At 70.7% G+C, this 18216-nt stretch carries 15 protein-coding genes and 1 pseudogene; 6 read left to right on the forward strand and 10 right to left on the reverse strand.

Annotated elements, in window-relative coordinates; translation table 11 throughout:
- Nucleotides 1–62 precede the first annotated feature (62 nt).
- The 3 genes from ACFFNX_RS05600 to ACFFNX_RS05610 all read left to right on the forward strand — a co-directional run bounded on the left by ACFFNX_RS05600 (nucleotide 63) and on the right by ACFFNX_RS05610 (nucleotide 1518).
- Nucleotides 63–857, forward strand: a complete 795-nt coding sequence (locus tag ACFFNX_RS05600) for a helix-turn-helix domain-containing protein (RefSeq protein ID WP_378196210.1) — start codon at nucleotides 63–65, stop codon at nucleotides 855–857.
- Nucleotides 800–946, forward strand: coding sequence for a DUF397 domain-containing protein (locus ACFFNX_RS05605; RefSeq protein ID WP_378196213.1), 147 nt, complete (start codon nucleotides 800–802; stop codon nucleotides 944–946). The genes ACFFNX_RS05600 and ACFFNX_RS05605 overlap by 58 nt, the downstream gene beginning before the upstream one ends.
- Before the next feature lie 464 nt (nucleotides 947–1410).
- The gene (locus tag ACFFNX_RS05610) at nucleotides 1411–1518 is read left to right on the forward strand and encodes a DUF397 domain-containing protein (RefSeq protein WP_378196217.1); all 108 of its coding nucleotides are present in this window, start codon (nucleotides 1411–1413) and stop codon (nucleotides 1516–1518) included.
- 19 nt (nucleotides 1519–1537) lie between these two features.
- On the opposite strand, the gene ACFFNX_RS05615 is transcribed toward ACFFNX_RS05610, so the two are convergent.
- Nucleotides 1538–1858: a hypothetical protein gene (locus ACFFNX_RS05615; protein WP_378196220.1), complete on the reverse strand. Its 321-nt coding sequence runs from the start codon at nucleotides 1856–1858 to the stop codon at nucleotides 1538–1540.
- Between the two features lie 233 nt (nucleotides 1859–2091).
- The gene (locus ACFFNX_RS05620) at nucleotides 2092–2793 is read right to left on the reverse strand and encodes a peptidase inhibitor family I36 protein (protein WP_378196223.1); all 702 of its coding nucleotides are present in this window, start codon (nucleotides 2791–2793) and stop codon (nucleotides 2092–2094) included.
- Between the two features lie 370 nt (nucleotides 2794–3163).
- Here ACFFNX_RS05620 and ACFFNX_RS05625 point away from each other — a divergent pair, with 370 nt between their 5' ends.
- Together ACFFNX_RS05625 and ACFFNX_RS05630 are read left to right on the forward strand one after the other, a co-directional pair.
- Nucleotides 3164–4093 (forward strand): ArsR/SmtB family transcription factor, encoded by a 930-nt coding sequence (locus ACFFNX_RS05625; protein WP_378196226.1) that lies wholly within the window; start codon nucleotides 3164–3166, stop codon nucleotides 4091–4093.
- Nucleotides 4094–4186: 93 nt separating this feature from the next.
- Nucleotides 4187–4537 (forward strand): hypothetical protein, encoded by a 351-nt coding sequence (locus tag ACFFNX_RS05630; RefSeq protein WP_378196229.1) that lies wholly within the window; start codon nucleotides 4187–4189, stop codon nucleotides 4535–4537.
- 52 nt (nucleotides 4538–4589) lie between these two features.
- On the opposite strand, the gene ACFFNX_RS05635 is transcribed toward ACFFNX_RS05630, so the two are convergent.
- On the reverse strand, nucleotides 4590–8069 hold the full coding sequence (locus tag ACFFNX_RS05635; RefSeq protein ID WP_378196231.1) for an alpha-N-acetylglucosaminidase TIM-barrel domain-containing protein: 3480 nt from the start codon (nucleotides 8067–8069) through the stop codon (nucleotides 4590–4592).
- Nucleotides 8070–8252: 183 nt separating this feature from the next.
- Here ACFFNX_RS05635 and ACFFNX_RS05640 point away from each other — a divergent pair, with 183 nt between their 5' ends.
- A complete protein-coding gene (locus ACFFNX_RS05640) occupies nucleotides 8253–9440 on the forward strand; it encodes an ROK family transcriptional regulator (protein ID WP_378196235.1) in 1188 nt (395 codons plus the stop codon).
- 17 nt (nucleotides 9441–9457) lie between these two features.
- On the opposite strand, the gene ACFFNX_RS05645 is transcribed toward ACFFNX_RS05640, so the two are convergent.
- The 7 genes and pseudogenes from ACFFNX_RS05645 to ACFFNX_RS05675 all read right to left on the reverse strand — a co-directional run.
- Entirely contained in the window at nucleotides 9458–11458 is a 2001-nt protein-coding gene (locus tag ACFFNX_RS05645) for a beta-galactosidase (RefSeq protein WP_378196238.1), read from the reverse strand.
- Nucleotides 11455–12021: a LamG domain-containing protein gene (locus ACFFNX_RS05650; RefSeq protein ID WP_378196250.1), complete on the reverse strand. Its 567-nt coding sequence runs from the start codon at nucleotides 12019–12021 to the stop codon at nucleotides 11455–11457. The genes ACFFNX_RS05645 and ACFFNX_RS05650 overlap by 4 nt, the downstream gene beginning before the upstream one ends.
- 192 nt (nucleotides 12022–12213) lie before the next feature.
- Nucleotides 12214–13029: pseudogene (locus tag ACFFNX_RS05655) on the reverse strand (sialidase family protein); the annotation flags it as partial.
- Nucleotides 13030–13276: 247 nt separating this feature from the next.
- Complete coding sequence (locus ACFFNX_RS05660) at nucleotides 13277–15067, reverse strand: exo-alpha-sialidase (RefSeq protein ID WP_378196253.1); 1791 nt, start codon at nucleotides 15065–15067, stop codon at nucleotides 13277–13279.
- A gap of 24 nt (nucleotides 15068–15091) precedes the next feature.
- A complete protein-coding gene (locus ACFFNX_RS05665; RefSeq protein ID WP_378196241.1) occupies nucleotides 15092–16021 on the reverse strand; it encodes a dihydrodipicolinate synthase family protein in 930 nt (309 codons plus the stop codon).
- Nucleotides 16022–16086: 65 nt separating this feature from the next.
- Complete coding sequence (locus ACFFNX_RS05670; RefSeq protein WP_378196244.1) at nucleotides 16087–17094, reverse strand: oligopeptide/dipeptide ABC transporter ATP-binding protein; 1008 nt, start codon at nucleotides 17092–17094, stop codon at nucleotides 16087–16089.
- Nucleotides 17095–17152: 58 nt separating this feature from the next.
- Nucleotides 17153–18216, reverse strand: a 1064-nt coding sequence (locus ACFFNX_RS05675) for an ABC transporter ATP-binding protein (protein ID WP_378196247.1), incomplete at its 5' end; no start/stop codon positions are given.

Raw genomic sequence — 18216 nt, forward strand, 5'->3', positions numbered from 1 at the left:
CGGTGCGCACGAATGACAAGTGTGGTGCAAGTACAGGCGAGTACGAGAGGGTGTGAATTTCGATGCCGGCACGCATGACAGGAAGAGAGTTCTTCGGGCGGCGGCTCCGCATCGCCCGCGAGCAGCAGGTCCCGAAGATGAGCCGCCGTGTCCTGGGGGAGCGGATCAACCTGTCGGACTCGGCCATCGCCGCATGGGAGTCGGGCCGCAACATCCCGGACCCCGAAACGCTGGAGGACGTCGAACGCGTCCTCGGCACCGGCGGACTTCTGGAGGACATCGCCGAGAACATCGTCACCGGAGATAAGCCCCAGGAATTCCTGGGTAAGTGGGCCCGCGCCGAAGCTCAAGCAACGCTGCTTTTACGGTTTACCTACGATGTCGTCCCTGGGCTCCTGCAACTCGAAGAATATGCGCGAGAGGTCCTCCGCGACGATGACCAGGTCAAGGTGCGGATGTCGCGGCAACAAGTGCTTGCGAAGGAGAACCCGCCGGTTTTCGTCGCGCTCATCGACGAGAGCGTGTTGCATCGCAACGTCGGCGGCCCTCGGGTCATGAGCGATCAGCTCAACCGTCTTGTTGAGACGGCGATGCGCGAGCATGTGGTCGTGCAGGTCATCCGCCTGAGCTGCTCGGTCGGCTCCCAGTACACCGGCTCATTCGGTGTGGCGAGCTGCAATGGTGAGACTGAAGTCGGCCAGATAGACGACGCACTCAGCGGAGACGTGGTGGAGAGCGCCGATGAAGTTTCCAGACTCCGGCGTATATTCGAGATCGCTCGGAAGCATGCGCTGGGCGAATGCGAGTCGGTTCATCTCATCAAGGAAGTGGCGGAGTCGTGGAGCAGCAGGATCTGACCTGGCGTAAGTCGTCACGGAGCAATGCGAACAACAGCGATTGCGTCGAGGTCGCTCGGGTCGATCGCGACGACGATCGGAACGCGTAGCAAGCGGAAGATCGACGAAGCGATGGGCGGGCTCACTCCCCGAGTCCGCCCATCACTCCAGGCGCCGGGGCGTCCCCCTGTGGTTGTGGCACGATCAACTGCTGATCACAACGCGTGCCTGGCCCTCCGCGCCGCGCCCGGCTTTACCGGCGGCTCTCGTATCGTTCACGTCGTCATCCATGCGGGCGCCGACTTCACCTTGGCGGCGGGACCCGCCGACCCGCTCGGCCTGGCCGTGGGCAGCCCCTTTCCGCGAGCACTTCCCACGCTTCGGCGCCAGGGGACCGCGAGCGGAAACCGCGCCGACCGTGTGAACGATCTGGGCCGGTCCCCGCACCCCAGGTGGCCTTGCTGCGTTGGGGCGCCGTTGAAGTATCCCGGCTCCGGCGTATGTTCGAGATGCTGCGAAAGCATGCGTTGGGCGAAGAAGCATCCCTCCGTCTCATTAGGGAAGTGGCAGAAGCATGGAAGGCCAAGGTCTGAACTGGCGAAAGTCGTCACGGAGCAACGCAAACGGCGGAGAATGCGTCGAGGTTGCTCGGGTCGATCGCGACGACGACCGGAACGCGTAGCGGAAGTCCGCCCGGCGATTCAGCGGCCGGGGCGGAAGCGGGTGCGGTACGCGGCTGGGCCGAGGGTGAACAGGTGCCGGAACCGTCGGCTGGCGTAGTTGGAATAGTGCCGGCCGACTAGCCTTCCGATCGCCGCGACGGCCGGGTCGGTCTCGACGATGCAGAGGGTGGCGGAATCGAGCCGTAGCAGGCGGCTGGATCGGCCCGGGGTGTGGAGTATGCGGCCGATGCGCGGGGCGGTGCGTATCCGGGCCGGTTCGCGCCGGAACGCCGCCGGACTGACCCCCAGGTTGTAGACGACCAAGTGGCGGCCGTCCCGCCGGTCGCCCGGGCGCAGCATCGTCACCGGGTCGCGGCGGGGAACGAGGTGTCACCGTTCCTTCTCGGAGGGCGGCCGCACGTCCCCAACGCGAAGCGCCACGCCGAACTTCACCGATGAACCTCGCCGGTGGGCCCTCGCCCCTCTCGCAGTGCCGGGAGAGACACCCGGCCCCGTCCAGATCGCCCGATCTGGACGGGGCCTCGCGGGTGTGATGGAAGGACGAGGTTCTCCGGGAAGGCGGTCCCGGAGAATTATGACGGCGGCAGCGGGGACGAGTAGTTCGGCTTCCACGGGCTGGGCACGGCGCCGCACACATGCACACCGTCGATGCGGTCATTCGGGCTGCCGCTGCCATCCTCGGAGGAATCGAGCGCCAGGTTGCTGCGGTGCGTGTTGATCGGCACGGTCAGCAGCTTCGACCACGTTCCATTCGTGTTGTAGTTGTAGAAATAGCCGGTGGCGTTGGAGCCGGTCTGCGGGTTGGTGATCGAGGAGATCCGGTCGTTCCAGTACCCGCCGCCGGGGAACGCCGAATGGCCGAGATCCCACTCGTGGCCGCACACCTGGAAGTACGCGTAGGTGCCCGTGTACTGACGGTCGACCCACACGCACATGTACCCCGAGCTACAGGTGTAGAGAGGCTGCACCGTGCCCGCCGGCTTCGGCAGCTCCACGATGAACCCGCCGCCCATGTCGATCGTTGTCGGTCCGACCTGACGCGCCCCCGGCGTCCGTCGCAGCACGTCGTCGATGCCGGCCTTCACCTGCGCCGCCGTCGGCGGCACCGTGGAATGGGCGAAGTCGTACGGCGCGACGACCGCACGCGCGCCGGCGGGCGGGGCGGCGTGTGCCGCCGACGCCAGCACCGCGACGCTCGTGACCGCGAGCGCGATGGCCGCGACGGTGCGCCGCGCACCCCGGCGAACACGCCTCAGCTTCGAACCTGCTTCCATTTCCAACCTCCTGACCAATAATGTTTCAGTACTGCTGTCTCGGTGTTTCGGTATTGACGCAGGTCAAATAGGCGCCATCCGATCGATGACGCAAAGCCCCGCTGAACGGTGCACCCCCGTAACGTCCATTTGTGGACAAGGCATCGACTGGGCAGACAGGTAGTCGGCAACTACCGTCTGTTCTGTCGAGTTGACGGTCGCACCAGGCCCGCCAAAACGGCCAGAGCCTTTCAACGAGGCGTGAAGCCTCAGCCGCAACCAGCCAGGGGGCATGTTGCTGCGCATCCGCTTTACCACCGCTGATCTTGCGCGAACACGAATCGCGTCCAGGCCGGACCCGCTCTGGGAACTCACGCTCAGTTTGCCGATCTTGCAGAGCCGTAGTCCCGGGACGCTGTACAGGGAATGGTGGACGACCACGCATCGCCGGCTGCGCGCCTATCAGGACGACGTCGGCCCGGCGCGCCGGCTGTCGGGCCTCGTCCCTCTTCGAGGTGACTTTCCGGACTTCCTGACTCCGCCTGAGGGCCTCGACGGGCTGGAGGCGGCGCTGGACTCCCTGGCGGCCGTGCCCCGTGATCGTCTACGAGCGGACATGTCCCGTCTCCGGCCGCAACCGTCGCGACCCACGTGGGTGCGGCTCCTGGGCCGGGGAGACCGTACGGTCCACGCGAAGGTCGTCGATGACGTTCGCCGTTATTTCACGGCGTTCATCCAGCCGGCGTGGCCCACCATCGACTCCCTCGTCACGGCCGAATGCGGTCGGCGTACGCAGCAGTACCGCTCGGGCGGCGTCGAACGGTTACTCGAGGGCCTGCCGCCCGGCTTCCGCTGGAGCGCGCCGGTCCTCGCGATGGACTATCCCGTCGAACGCACCGTCGACCTGCGCGGTCGCGGCATCACCTTGATCCCGTCGTTCTTCTGCACGGTGACGCCGGTCACCCTCATCGACGCCGACCTTCCTCCGGTGCTCGTCTACCCGGTCAGGCCGCTCATGGCGTCGCGGCCCGCGCCATCCTCCGGAGCCTCGGAGGAGGCCCACGCCGCGCTCGCCGCGATCATCGGTGGTACCCGCGCCACCATTCTGCGCACCCTCACCACGCCATGCACGACGACGGAACTCGCGGAGTACATCGACATGTCACTCGCGTCGGCGAGCCATCACGCCGGCCTGCTCCGAAAGGCCGGACTGATCACCACCGTCCGCAACGGGCAGACCGTTACCCACGCCCTCACGCCGAGGGGCCACTGTCTGCTTCCCCCCGATGGCGAGTCGGCCGCCAGCGCCTTTCCACCGTGATGGAAAGGTTGTTCACCCCTGCCATTACCGGACCCATGATTTCCGCATCAACGTGCAATCGGTGCACGAAATCAGACGGTCAGGGGAAACCGCATGTCGTCTCATCGTATTCTCGTCTCATTGGTGGTCGCCGCGGGCGCCGTGCTCATTCCGGGCGCGGCGGCGGCCGCCGCTCCGACACCGGCGAGTCAGGTCGCCGCACCTGCCTATTCGTGCACCTATGACTCGATCACCCATGTCAGCGGCGTGGACTGGCTGCTCGTACACACGTCACCGTCCACATCGGCACCGCGAGTCGGCCAGTTGGCGAACGGCGCACAGGTGCACTTCTGCAGCAGCTCATTCACCAACGGCGGCGGATACGTCTGGGTGTACGGCTACGGCTACAACGGCTCCACGAAGGTCACCGGCTGGATGGTGACCAACTACCTCGTCTTCCCTTGAGCCCCACCGGACCCATCTCGGGCGGGTACCGGCCGGTACCCGCCCGGCGGGGCTAGGTCGGGGTGCCGTAGACGCTGACCTCGGTGAGGTGGAACGTGGCGTTGGCCGTGTTGCCGAGGCCGACCACCCGGACATAGCGGGCCTTCGCCTCGGTGTTCACGGTGTCGCCCGCGTCGGTGGCGGGGTCGGGGCCGCCCCGGCCGCCGAGGGTGAACCAGTGGGTGCCGTCGACGCTTCCCTCGAGCCGGTACGTGTAATACCGGGTCCCGTCGACGTAGTTGCGGACGTTGACGCGGGACAGGTCGTCGACGGTGCCGAGGTCGACCCGCCACCAGGTCTGGCCGTAGGTCATCGGGCCGCCCCAGTAGGGGGAGTTGGCACGGCTGCCGTCATTGGCGGACTCGGGCGGGCGGCCCGACTCCGAGGACAGTGCCGTCACCGGCTTGTGCAGGCTCTGCAGGACGTCGCCGGACCCGTCGCGGGAGGTGTCGGGCGAGGCCACGATGCCGCCGCCGAAGAGCGCGATCGCCTCCTGCGCGGTGTGGCTGTTGACCGCGCTGACGAACATGCCGACGTCCTGTGTGGCCGACGCGCCGGCGATCGGGCCGGATCCGATCACGGTCCAGTTCCTGCCGTCGGAGCTGCACGAGCCGGTCACGCGGCCGCCGTCCGTGCTCAGTCGTACCTGGACGTCGCCGGCGGTGAACCCGCCGACCTCGGTCACGTGGTCGAGCCTGCCGTCGCCGTCCGCGTCGTAGGAGAGGACGCAGCCGTGCTCGGGGGTGACGGCGATGTCGGCGTACCCGGCGGACCCGGTCTTGGCCAGGTCGTTGCTGACGACCAGACCGGCGCGGGTGTACGGGGACGCGCCGTCCAGCCTGGTCACCTTCGTGGACACCGCGTGACCCGAGGTGAGGCCACCGGCGTCGTAGACGGTCGCGAGTTCGTTGGTGGCGCCCCACACGTCCCTGCCTCCGGCGGCGATGCCGGTCGTGTCGCCCGTTCGCGCGAACTCGGCCGGTGCGGAGGCGGCCGTCCTGTACGGCGCCGAGACCGTACTCCCGCCGACCATGAGGAGGGAGTGCGCGGTCGCCTGTCCGGGCTCGCCCGCGGCGGTACGCCACGAGGCCGTGGCGTCCAGGCCGGGCAGAGAACCGGCCGCGGCGCCGGCGGGGGCGGTCACCGTCCAGGTCGCGGTCGCGGTCCTGCCGGGACCGACGTCGCCTACGGACCCGGTGGAGCCCGCTGCGCGGCGGACGGTGTAGCCGTGCGGCGCGGTCAGGGCGAGGCCCACCCTGTGCGCGGTGCCCAGGGTCGAGTCGTTCGTGAAGGTCGCGGTGACGTGGACGGTGCCGCCCGGGGTGACACCCTTCCGGTCGGAGGTGAGGGTCAGCCCGCCGGACGTCTCGTCGGCCACCTTCGTCGCCAGCCGGTAGGCGTCGCCGTGCGGCTCGGCCGCGTACCGGGTGCCCGCGTGTGCCCAGCTCTCGGCGACCGCACGCCAGTCGATCGGCCGGGGCTGCTCACCCGTCTTCAGCGAGTCCTTCAGCACGTCGAAGAACATCTTCCAGCGCTCGGCGTAGTAGCCGCCGACCAGGCCGTTGAAGTCCCGGCGCGCGTAGTCCTGAAGCCCGGGGCTCTCGGTCTGCCACAGGGTCACCAGCGACTTCAGGTCGTAGTCGAGGGTCGCGGCCTCCTTCGGGTTCGCGGCCTGGCGGGCCGCCTCCCGCTGCCACGTGCCGAGCAGGAAGTTCGGGTCGGTGCCGAGGACCTGGTCCATCAGCCTCATCTCGGTCATCCACCGGCCGGTGAGCCGGCCGAAGGCGGCGCCGTCGCGGTCGCGATAGGCGGCGAGAATCTGCGGCAGGAGTGCTCTGCTGCGGTTGGCGAGCACCTGACGGGTGACATCGACCAGGTCGTAGCGGTACGCGTCGGAGTGGCGGAGCCGCGGATCCACCTGGAGCAGCTCGCTCAGCGCCTGCTCGAACTCGGCGGGGTCGTACTGCAGGGCCGCCTGCCCGGTGTCGGTGAGACTCGGCTGGTCGTCGAACAGGGCGGTCACGTGCCGGGTGTCCTTGCCCGCCGGCCAGGAGTACGCCGTGCGCTCGATGATCCGCCAGGCCGCCAGGGCGTGCGGGTCGGCGGCGCCGTAGCGGGCGGTGGCGTACTCGGCGAACCAGGCGTCCATGTCGACGGGCCCCTTCTCCCACGGCATGTCGGCGAAGAACGCCACCGCGGCGGGGTTGTTGTCGATGGCCTCGGGCATCAGCGCGATGCCGTTCATGGCGTTGCCCGGCTTGGCCTGCCAGGCGTGGAACTTCTCGTTCCACACGGTGAGGCCGGCGCCGAAGTTCTGGTGGCCGCCGAAGTTCCAGATCGTGCCGAAGGCGTACTGGGTGCCGAGGAAGTCCTTGTCGCGGTCGGTGACGGTGGGCTGCTCGCTGAGTCCGTCCACGATGAACATCTTCGAGCGGTCGACCGCCTGGAGCGTCGCCGGAAGAGGGTTGCTCTCCCAGCCGAGGATCACCCAGATCGCGCCCGGGTGGGCGGCCTCCAGGGCGTCCTGGACGGCCTTCGACGCCGGGCCCACCGGCACCGACCCGGCGGTGCCGCCCTCATGCAGGAGGTCCATCTTGTACATCGTGGAGGCGCCGAACAGCTTGGTCTGGGCCTGGTAGAACGCCGCGGCGACCTTGCCGAACTGCGGCCCGGTCGGGTCGAGCCAGTCGGGGCGCTGCAGGCCGTTCCAGGTGCCCTGCGGGACGGTGTCGGCCCCCGGGTTCCGCTTCGCGAAGTCGGTCGGGACCGTGCCGTAGTAGCCGGGCAGCACGGGCGTCATGCCCAGCTCGCGCAGGTGGTCGATGATGTGCCGGGCGAGCGCGGCGCGGCGGTCGATCAACGCTTGCGAGATCGGTGAGCCGGTGCAGCACATGTTCTGCAGCAGCCACCACGACTGGTGGGCCGGCTCCGGGATCCACTCGCGCATGTCCGCGGCGCTGTACCCGAACTGCTCGAAGGCCTGCTGGTAGACGGCCTCCTGCCCCTCGTACACCAGCACCTGGTTGATGCCGAGCAGCGCGAGCACGTCGATGCGGCGTTGCCACTCCTGCCAGCTCAGGTACGCGCCGCCGTATCCCTCGTTGGTGTCGTTGAGCGCGAACCGGTTGGCGACCGACGCGTCCTCCGCGATCGGCGCCGACGGCAGTGGCAGGCGCGCGGGAAGGTCGAGCTGCGACCCGCCGATCGCCACGTCGGCGTGCGCGACCTTGCGCAGGTACCAGCCGAAGCCGGTGAGCTGTACGGCCGGGGAGGTGCCCGCGACCACCAGGTGCCCGCCTTCGGCGGAGACCTGGAAACGATCGGCGCCCGTGCCCTTGTCGATGGTCCGCAGCGTGACCTGACCGGCCCGGCTCTTGCCGAGGATCCGCTCCAGCGCCTGGGCGGCCGGTCCGGTGTCGCGCGCGGCGGCCGCCGGGCGCGTGGAGTCCGCCTGCGCCGTCGAGGTCGGCGGTACGGCGAGCACCGCGGCCATGACGGCGATAAGTGCACGAGATCGGCGTCCGGCACCCGATCGTCTTCCCAGTCGTCGGCCCAGCATCATGGGCGGCACCTCCACCGGAGGAAGTTTATAAAGGTCTTTACAAAACCAGCCGATTCATAATGTGCGTGCGGGATCCTTCGGTCAAGGGGGCCGGTGGATCTTTCGGAGGGAGCCATGGAAGACGAGCGTGCGGTGGGCACCCCCGTTCTGCGCCGCCTCAACACCGCTTCCGTACTGCGCGCGGTGCGCGAGTGCGCGCCCGACCCCGTACGGCTGGCCGAGCTGGTCAGGCTGACCGGCCTCACCCGCCCCACCGTGGGCCAGGCGGTGGAGGACCTGGTCGAGGCGGGCTGGGTTCAGCACGACCACCCGGCCGCCGCCTCCCGGAAGGGCGGCCGACCGGCCGTCCGGGTCTCCCTTCGGGGCCGCGCCGCGCCCGTGCTGGGCCTCGACGTCGGGCCGCACACGGTCAGCGTGGGGATCGACGACCTGGCCGGCCGCCGCCTGGCCGCGGTGCGCCGATCGGTCGACCACAACAAGGCCAGCCGCCTCCTCACCGTCGTCGACGCGGTCATCGCGTGCGCTCTCGAGGAGGCCGGTCTCGAGGCGGACGAGATCGCCGCGGTGGTCGTCGCCACACCCGGAATCGTCGACGCCGGCTCTGGCCGGATCCTCCTGGCGCCCAGCGTGCCGGGCTGGACCTCGGTGAACCTCTCCGACCACCTCCGCGACCGGTTCCGCTGCCCGGTACGGGTGGAGAACGACGCCAACCTCGCCGCCCTCGCCGTCGCACGGGAACGCGCCGGACCCGGCACCCTGCTGGCCGTCCAGTGGGGTGAGCGGCTGGGCGCCGGCGTCGTGATCGACGGACGCCTCCATCGGGGCACCGGAGCCGCGGGTGAGATCGGCTTCATCCGGCCGCCCGGCCGCGTCCCCGACACCGACGACGGCAGAGGCCCCCTCGAACGCGCCATCGGTGCCGAGGCCATCACCGAACAGGCCCGCCGGGCCGTCCGTACGCGGCCCGGATCGGCGCTGCGCGAGGGCCCGATCGACGCCGCCGCCGTCTTCGCCGCGGCCACCGCCGGCGACGCGGTGACCGAGCAGGTCGTGGACGACGTCGCCCGGACCTTCGCCCACGCCATCGCGCCGGCCGTTCTGGTGCTGGCCCCCGACGCGGTCGTGATCGGTGGCGGGGTCGCTCGCGCCGGACCCGTCCTGCTCACGGCCATCACCCGGCACCTGGCCGACCTGACCCTCACGCCGCCCGACGTGGGGATCTCCGGCCTGGCCGAGGACACGATCCTGACCGGCGCCCTGAGCCTGGCCCTGGACGAGGTCTGGCACCAGCTCTCCACCTGATCGACGCCGCCGGCTCCTCAGCCCGGACGCAGCACCGCCACTCCGGACGGTTCCAGGCGTACCGAGGCGGCCGGGCCGGCGCCGGCGAGCTCCTCGCGCATCGGCGTGGGGAGCGGCACGTCGACGGCCGCGGCGCCGTGGTTGAGGACGATGTAGCACCGGCCCTCCTCGGTCTCGCGCGCACGCGCCTGGACGCCGTCCGGCAGACCGGGCAGGACGGGCCCGACGCCGGCCGCCTCGCGGACACGGTCGAAGAGGACGCGCATGGCCGCCGGGTCGGGGCGGGTCGCCAGGTACCACGCCTCGCCCCGGCCGAAGCGGTGCCGGGTGACGGCGGGCTCCCCGGCGAGGGCGCCGGTCGTGAACCGCTCGACCGCCTCCGCGCCCTCCAGCCGTACCTCCTCCGACCACAGCGTCCCCGACCCGAGGGACAGCCCGACCGAGGCGTCCTCGGCCAGCGGATGGAACTCCTCGACGGCCAGGCCCAGCATCCGGCGGAACGGCGCCGGGTAGCCGCCCAGGTGCACCCGGTCGTACGGGTCGACGATGCCGGAGAAGAACGACATGACCAGCGTGCCGCCCTCCTCGACGTACCGCGTGAGGCCGCGGCCCGCCTCCTCGGAGGTCAGGTAGAGGTTCGGCACGACGACGAGCCGGTAGCCCGACAGGTCGGCGTCCGGGCGTACGACGTCGCAGGCGACCCCCGCGTCGTACAGCGGACGGTGGCAGGACCAGGCCGCGTCGAGGAACCGGACCTCCGCGCTCGGGCGCGCCTGGCCCTCCAGCGCCCACCAGCTCGGCCAGTCCAGCACCATCGCCACGTCGGCGCGCGGCGCCCGCGCGCCGGCCAGGAAACGGGACGCCGCCAGCTCCCGGCCCAGCTCGCGGACCTCGCCGAAGATCCGGGTCGATGGCCCGCCGTGCGGGACCATCGCGGAGTGGAACTTCTCCGCGCCCCCGCGTGACTGCCGCCACTGGAAGAACATCACCGCGTCGGCGCCGTGCGCGACGGCCTGCCAGCTCCACAGCCGCATCGCGCCGCGCGGCTTGGCCGCGTTGCGCCGCCGCCAGTTGACCGCACCGGGCGCCTGCTCCATCAGCAGCCACGGCTGCCCGCCGCGCAGCGAGCGCATGACGTCGTAGGAGAAGGCGACCTTGGGCACGGCGTCGGCGTCCAGCGGATCGGGGTAGGCGTCGTAGCCGATCACGTCCACGTGCGGCGCCCACGCCCACTGGTCGACGGGCCGCAGCGACGGCGGGAAGTTGGTGGTCACCGGCACGTCCGGCGTGACGCGGGTGAGGACCTCCTTCTCGGCGAGGTAGCAGGCCAGCAGCTCGTCGGAGGTGAACCGGGCGTAGTCCAGCGCGTGCGCCGGATTGGCGAACGGCGCCGGCGAGCGCGGCGGCAGCACCTCCTCGAACGCGGAGTACCCCTGCGCCCAGAACCGCGTCGACCAGGCGTCGTTCAGGCCCTCGACGGAACCGTACCGGTCCGCCAGCCAGCGCCGGAACGCCGCCGCGGACACGTCGCAGTGACACGGGATGACGTTGCCGTACTCGTTGTTCACGTGCCAGATCGCCAGCGCCGGATGATCGGCGTAGCGCGTGGCGATCCGCTCGGCGAGGCGTACCGCGTGCGACCGGTAGACCGGGCTGGAGGGGCAGTAGTGCTGCCGTCCGCCCGGCGAGATGGCCGACCCGTCCGCCCGTACAGTGATCATCTCGGGATGGCGGGTGGTGAGCCAGGGCGGCGGCGAGGCCGTCATGGTCGCCAGGCACGCGGCGACGCCGCCTCCGGCCAGCCGGTCCATGACGCGGTCGAGCCAGCCGAAGTCGTACTCCCCGGGCCGTGGCTCGACCGAGGCCCACGAGAAGATGCCGACGCTGACGAGAGAGACCCCGGCCTCCTTCATCAGCCGGAGGTCCTCCTCGTGCACCTCATCGGGCCACTGCTCGGGGTTGTAGTCGCCTCCGTAGGCGATGCCGAGGCGGTCGCGCAGACCGGCGATCCGGCTCATCCTTGATCCTTCGTGTCGATCCGGTCGAGCGGCAGCCAGAGCCGCAGGCCGCTGCGGGCGGTCGCGAGCCGGTCGTCGGGGACGGCGCGGTCGTAGATCCGTACGTCGGAGATGGAGCCGTGGAAGCGCTGAGCCCCGTCCAGGCGCTGGCCGACGTCGATGCCGTCGATGGCGAACTGCTTGCCCTCGGTCACCGATCCACCCGGGTCGGCCACCGAGGTCGCCTGACCGTCGACGCTGAGGGTGACCTGCCCGGCGGTGCGGCGCAGGACGACGTCGTGCCACTGACCGTCGTTGTAGGCCTGGGCCGTGGTCACCGTCGGGGTGCCGTTGCCGGTCCCCATGATGGCGATGAGCCGGTTGTTCGCCGGTTCGGCCCGCAGCCAGATCTGCGGTGCGCCGCTGCCGACCTGGTACGCCCACAGGATCGAGTGGGTCCCGGTCGTGTCGGAGTAGCGGATCCGCGCCGACCAGGTGAAGTCGCCGGCGCCCAGGTCCAGGGACTCGTTCCAGGGCACCTGGATGTAGTCGTCGATGCCGTCGAACTCGCTCGGCGAGGTCATCCCGCCGCGGACGTAGCCGTCGTTGTGGTGGCCCGACCGGTCCGGCGTCGTCGGGCCGGGTGCGGGCGGCTTCGGCAGGCCCGGGGGAGTGCCGTTCGGCGTCGACAGGTACGCCTCATTGAACCGCGCGAACCGGATCCCCTCGTACGGGCTCGCGTCACCGGCCTCGTACGTCAGGCCGATCTCGCCCCCGCCGAGATCGACGAGGTCGGAGTAGGCGGCGGGTCCCCAGTGGACGACCTTGCCGATCTGCTGGAAGTTCCGTCCGTCGTCGGACGACGACCGGATTGCCATGACCGTGCGGGTGACCGGGTGGTCCTCGTCGGAGAGCAGGACCTTCCTGCCGACCTTCAGGACCGCGCCCTGCGACTTCGGCGCGGACACCTTCGGTATCGGGGTGAACGGGTGGTCGAAGGTCAGCCCACCGTCGCTGCTGGTCGTGATGTCGCGGTTGCCGGGGTCGGTGCCGGTGTTGTCGCGCGCGTTGGCGTAGATCCGCCCGTTGCCGAGCTCGGTGATGCTCAGCTCCTGGGGCGTGATGTCGTTGGTGGTGCGGGTGTCGTCGGCGCCGATCTTCCAGGTGGTGCCGCCGTCGTCGCTGTACAGCAGGTGGCCGCCCTGCGGACCGCCCTTGAGCGCCCCGCCGTCGCCCTCGTGGCTGGCGCCGACCACCAGCCGTCCCTTGTGCGGGCCGCCGGAGAGCTGGACGCCGTGACCGGGCCCGGTGGCGTACCAGGAGTTCCACGCGGGCTTGGTGACCTCGCCGGTGATCTCACGCGCGGCGGACCAGGTGGCGCCGTCGTCGTCGCTGTACTGCGTGAACTCGCGCCGCTCGGTCTGGTCGGCGGCGGGGTTGTAGCTGGTCATCAGGATGATCCGGCCGGTACGGCGGTCCACGACCGGCACGGGGTTGCCGTGCGTGTCGGTGTCGCCGGACAGCACGACCTGGAGGGGTCCCCAGGTTCGGCCGCCGTCGGTGGAGCGTTTGAGGACGAGGTCGATGTCGCCGGAGTCGCCAGCTGTTGACGCGTCCTTCGGCGAAGGCGAGCAGGGTGCCGTCGTTCGCGCGGATGACGGCGGGGATGCGGAAGCAGTAGTAGCCGTCGGTGTGCTGGGCGAACAGCACCTGTTCGGTGAACTCCGGCGCGGTCCTGGCCGCCGCGGCGCCGGCGGTCGCGATGGGGAGCGCGGCGGTGAGAAGCGCCGCGGCGGCCGTACGTCTGGGGAAACGAAGGTGGGGCACGAAGTCCTCCGGTCAGGAACCGATCCGGTCGAGCGGCAACCACAGCCGCAGGCCGTGCCGGGTGGTCGCGATCTGGTCGTCGGGGACGGCGCGGTTGTAGATCCGTACGTCGGAGATGGAGCCGTGGAACTGATAGACGCCGTCGAGGCGCTGGCCGACGTCGATGCCGTCGATGGTGAACTGCTTGCCCTCGGTCACCGACCCGCCCGGGTCGGCCACCGAGGTCGCCTGACCGTCGACGCTGAGGGTGACCTGCCCGGCGGTGCGCCGCAGCACGACGTTGTGCCACTGGCCGTCGTTGTACGGCTGCGTCGTGGCCACGGTGGCGGTGCCGTTGCCGGTTCCCACCACGCCGATGATCCGCTTGTTGGCCGGTTCGGCTCGCAGCCAGATCTGCGGTGCGCCGCTGCCGACGCGGTAGGCCCACAGGATCGAGTGCGTCCCGCCGGTGTCCGTGTAGCGGATTCGCGCGGACCAGGTGAAGTCGCCGGCGCCCAGGTCCAGGGACTCGTTCCAGGGCACCTGCACGTAGTCGTCGACGCCGTCGAACTCGCTCGCTGACGTCATCCCGCCGCGGACGTAGCCGTCGTTGCGGTTTCCCGACAGGTCCGGCGTCGTCGGGCCGGGTGCCGGAGGCTTGGGCAGCCCGGGCGGCGTTCCGTTGGGCGTCTTGAGGTAGGCGGTGTTGAACCGGGCGTACCGGATCTGTTCGTACGGGCCTGCCTGGCCTGCCTCGTACAGCAGGCCGAGGTGGTCACTTCCCAGGTCGGCCAGGTCGGAGTAGGCGGACGGGCCCCAGTAGATGACCTTGCCGATCTGCTGGAAGTTGCGTCCGTTGTCGGACGACGACCGGACGGCCATGATCTCGCGGGTCACCGGGTGGTCGGGGACGGACAGGTAGATGGTGTTTCCGGCGCGCAGTACCGAGCCCTGGACTTTCGGGGCGGTGAGTTTGGGCAGCGTGTGGAACGGTGTGTCGAAGGTCTGGCCGCCGTCGCTGCTGGTGGCGGTGTTGCGGTTGCCGGGGTCGGTGCCGGTGTTGTCGCGTGCGTTGACGTAGATCCGGCCGTCGGCGAGTTCGGTGGTGCTCAGTTCCCCGGGGCTGACGTCGTTGGTGGTGCGGGTGTCATCGGCGCCGATCTTCCAGGTGAGGCCGCCGTCGTCGCTGTAGTTGAGGTGGCCGCCTTGGGGGCCGCCCTTGAGCGCCCCTCCGTCGCCCTCGTGGTTGGCCGGGACGATGAGGCGTCCCTTGTGCGGCCCGTGCTGGAGCTGGGTGCCGTGTCCAGGGCCGGTGGCGTACCAGGAGTTCCACTCCGGCTTCACGATCTCGTCGGTGAGGTCGCGAGCGGCGGACCAGGTGCCCCCGTCGTCGTCGCTGTACTGCACGAACGGATGCCGGATGGTGTCGTCGTTCCCCGGGTTCCACGTCGTCATCAAGACGATGCGTCCGGTACGGCGGTCCACGACCGGCGTCGGGTTCCCACGCGTGTCGCCGTTGCCGGGGAGGACGACCTGGAGGGGTCCCCAGGTTCGGCCGCCGTCGGTGGAGCGTTTGAGGACGAGGTCGATGTCGCCGGAGTCGCCAGGTGTTGACGCGTCCTTCGGCGAAGGCGAGCAGGGTGCCGTCGTTCGCGCGGACGATGGCGGGGATGCGGAAGCAGTAGTAGCCGTCGGTGTGCTGGGCGAACAGCACCTGTTCGTCGAACTCCGGCGCGGTCCTGGCGGCCGCGGTGCCGGCGGTGACGAACGGCAGCGCCGCGGCGAGGAGCGCCACGACCGCCGTACGTCTGGGGGATCCGAGATGAGCCACGCTGTCCTCCGTGCTGGTCAGATGAGGGCGGCTTCGGAAAGGAATTCCTTGACGCGGGCGATGTCGTCCGCGTCGAGCGGGATCTGGGGCAGTGCCGTGGTCGGGTGGTCGATGACGCCGCGCAGGAACAGCCCGGCCTTGAACGCGCCCAGGGCCGAGGAGCTCCGGCCCATGTGCGGGCCGCCGACGTGGACGAGGTGGAACAGCCGGCACAGGCGCTCCTGCTCGATCCGCGCGGCCTCCCAGTCGCCGCGCACGGCGGCCTGGTAGAGCCGTACGTAGCCGTGCGGGTCGACGTTGCCGAGGCCGGGGACCACGCCGTCCGCGCCCATCCACAGCGCCGAGTCGACGGTCAGCTCCGAGCCGGTCATCACCGCGAACGACGGCAGGTCGCGCTCGCGGCGGCGCAGGATCACCTCGCGCAGCCCGCCCTCGTCGCCGCTGGAGTCCTTCAGACCGGCGAGCACGCCCTCGGCGGCGAGCTCCAGCAGCAGGTCCGCGGTCAGCTTGCTGTGCACCGAGACCGGCAGGTCGTAGGCGTACACCGGCACGCCCGCGTGCGCCGCGATCGTGCGGAAGTGGATCGCGATCTCGGCCGGATGGGTGCGCGTGTAGAACGGGGCGGTGGCCACGATGCCGTCCACGCCGGCCTCGACCGCCACGCGCACGTGGTCGACCACCCGGGGCGCGGTCATGTCGATGACGCCCGAGAGCACCGGCACCCGTCCCGCGACGTGGCCGAGCACGGTGTCCAGCACGGTACGGCGATGCCCGTCGGGCAGGAACGCGACCTCCGATGTGGAACCGAGGACGAACAGACCGTCCACCCCGCCCTCCAGCAGGTGGTCCACCAGCCGCGTCAGCGAGGCGGTGTCGACCTCGCGGTCCGGGGTGAGGGGGGTGCACACCGGGGGGATGACGCCGGACAGAGGGGCGGGGCGGGTCATGAATTCTCCTTCGTCGGCCGCAGGACCGAGGTGCTGTGGTTGTCGCCTTTCCTCGCTGGCCGAGGTCAGGGGCTCTCCTGTGCTTGGCTGATCAGTTCGCGGTCGGTGGCGCCGGAGCGCACCGGGTGGTGGCAGCGGAAGACGCCGTCCCCGTCCTGCTCCGCGACGGGCATCTCGGCGGCGCACACGTCGTCCGCCTTCCAGCAGCGGGTGCGGAAGGGGCACCCGCTCGGCGGCCGGGTCGCGGACGGGACCGGACCCACGAGAGGGATCGGGTCGATCGGGGACAGCAGGCCGGGCGTGGCGGAGAACAGCGCCCGGGTGTACGGGTGGCGGGCCGCGCCGGGCACCGCCGCGGCCGGGGTCTGCTCCACGATCCGCCCGAGGTACATCGTCACGACCCGGTCACTCATCCGCCGCACCGTCTGGATGTCGTGGGAGACGAACACCATGGCGAGGTCGAACCGCTCCTTCAGGTCGCCCAGCAGGTTGAGGATCTGCGCGCGGACCGACACGTCGAGCGCGCTGGTCGGCTCGTCGGCGACCAGCAGCTGCGGCTGCAGTGCCAGCGCGCGGGCGATCGCCACCCGCTGGCGCTGCCCGCCGGACATCTGGCCGGGCAGCAGGTCCGCCGCGCCCGGGGGCAGTCCCACGAGGTCGAGCAGTTCGCGGACTCGCTCGTCGCGCTCGTCCGGGGTGCCGACGCGGTGGACGTCGAGCGGGTCGCGGAGCACCTTGCGGACCGGCAGCCTGCGGTTCAGCGCCGTGGCCGGGTCCTGGAAGATCATGCCGATGCTCGACCCGATCGCGCTCCGGCGTTCGGCGCCCGGCATCGACCAGACGTCGCGTCCCTCGAAGGAGACCGTTCCCGCGGTCGGCCGCTGGAGCCCGATGAGGACCCTGGCCAGCGTGGACTTGCCGCAGCCGGACTCGCCCACGATGCCGACGGTCTCGCCGGGCGCGACGGTCAGCTCCGCCCCGGTCAGCGCGTACACGCGGTCGCGGGTGAACAGGCCGCCGGAGCGCGCCTTGTGCACCACATGCACATCGGCCAGCTCGACCAGGTCGCTCATGAACAGCCCTCCTTCGTCGGGGGAGAGACCATGTGCGCGATTCGTTCGCTCCGCTCGCTCATGAACCCTCCTTGGGAGCCGCGGTGGAAAGGGGGGCGGAGATGTCGAGCGCCGGGTGGTGGCAGGCCACCGCGTGCTCGTCCTCCCGGCCGTCGAGGCGTGGCGTCTCCGTACGGCAGACCTCGGTGGCGGCGGGGCACCGGTCGGCGAACCGGCAGCCGTCGGGGAAGTCCGCGGGGGAGGGCACCACACCGTGGATCTGGGCGAGGCGCTCCGCGCCGGCCTCCATCGACAGCACCGAGCCCAGCAGGCCGCGGGCGTAGTGGTGCGCGGGCGCGCCCACCAGCGCGGACGTCACCCCGGTCTCGACGATCTGCCCGCCGTACATCACCGCGACCCGGTCGGTCACGTCGGCGACCAGGGCCAGGTCGTGCGAGACGAGGATGAGCGCGAAGTCCAGCTCCGCCCGCAGGCGCAGCAGCAGTTCGATCACCTGGGCCTGGACGGTCACGTCGAGCGCCGTCGTGGGCTCGTCGGCGATGATCAGCTTGGGGTCGCGGGAGAGGGCCATCGCGATGAGCACGCGCTGCCGCTGGCCGCCCGACAGTTCGTGCGGATACGACGAGAGCGTGCGCGCGGGGTCGAGCCCGACCAGCTCCAGCAGCTCCGCCGGGCTGCGCCGGCCCCCGCGCCGGACGACCTGCTTCAGCTGGGCCTTGACGGTCATCGCGGGGTTCAGCGACGAGAGCGCGTCCTGGTAGATCATCGCCATCTCGTGGCCGAGCAGCCGTCGCCGCGCCGACCGGGGCAGCTCCAGCAGGTCCTTCCCGTCGAAGCGGATCTGGCCGCCGACGCGGGCGCCGGCGGGCTCCAGGCCCATGATCGTCAACGCGGTCAGCGACTTGCCGCAGCCGGACTCGCCGACCAGCCCGAGCACCTCGCCCGGCCGGACGTCGAAGCCGATGCCGTCGACGACGTTCACGCCGTTGTGGCGGTCTTCGAAGCCGATGGTCAGGTTCTCCACGCTGAGGACCGGCCGGCCCTCCGGCAGCGGCCGGTCCCGCTGGGCCAGACGGCGCGCGGCCTCGGCCAGGCCGGTCAGCGCGGTCCGCTCGGCCGTCG

The sequence above is a fragment of the Actinoallomurus acaciae genome (assembly GCF_042429965.1).
Classification (GTDB): Bacteria; Actinomycetota; Actinomycetes; order Streptosporangiales; family Streptosporangiaceae; genus Actinoallomurus; species Actinoallomurus acaciae.

Bases quoted from the DNA above. Each gene is read 5' to 3' on its own strand.
- ACFFNX_RS05600 (WP_378196210.1), top strand. From the start codon at position 63: ATGCCGGCACGCATGACAGGAAGAGAGTTCTTCGGGCGGCGGCTCCGC.
- ACFFNX_RS05605 (WP_378196213.1), top strand. From the start codon at position 800: ATGCGAGTCGGTTCATCTCATCAAGGAAGTGGCGGAGTCGTGGAGCAG.
- ACFFNX_RS05610 (WP_378196217.1), top strand. From the start codon at position 1,411: ATGGAAGGCCAAGGTCTGAACTGGCGAAAGTCGTCACGGAGCAACGCA.
- ACFFNX_RS05615 (WP_378196220.1), bottom strand. From the start codon at position 1,858: ATGCTGCGCCCGGGCGACCGGCGGGACGGCCGCCACTTGGTCGTCTAC.
- ACFFNX_RS05620 (WP_378196223.1), bottom strand. From the start codon at position 2,793: ATGGAAGCAGGTTCGAAGCTGAGGCGTGTTCGCCGGGGTGCGCGGCGC.
- ACFFNX_RS05630 (WP_378196229.1), top strand. From the start codon at position 4,187: ATGTCGTCTCATCGTATTCTCGTCTCATTGGTGGTCGCCGCGGGCGCC.
- ACFFNX_RS05635 (WP_378196231.1), bottom strand. From the start codon at position 8,069: ATGGCCGCGGTGCTCGCCGTACCGCCGACCTCGACGGCGCAGGCGGAC.
- ACFFNX_RS05640 (WP_378196235.1), top strand. From the start codon at position 8,253: ATGGAAGACGAGCGTGCGGTGGGCACCCCCGTTCTGCGCCGCCTCAAC.
- ACFFNX_RS05645 (WP_378196238.1), bottom strand. From the start codon at position 11,458: ATGAGCCGGATCGCCGGTCTGCGCGACCGCCTCGGCATCGCCTACGGA.
- ACFFNX_RS05650 (WP_378196250.1), bottom strand. From the start codon at position 12,021: ATGACCTCGCCGAGCGAGTTCGACGGCATCGACGACTACATCCAGGTG.
- ACFFNX_RS05665 (WP_378196241.1), bottom strand. From the start codon at position 16,021: ATGACCCGCCCCGCCCCTCTGTCCGGCGTCATCCCCCCGGTGTGCACC.
- ACFFNX_RS05670 (WP_378196244.1), bottom strand. From the start codon at position 17,094: ATGAGCGACCTGGTCGAGCTGGCCGATGTGCATGTGGTGCACAAGGCG.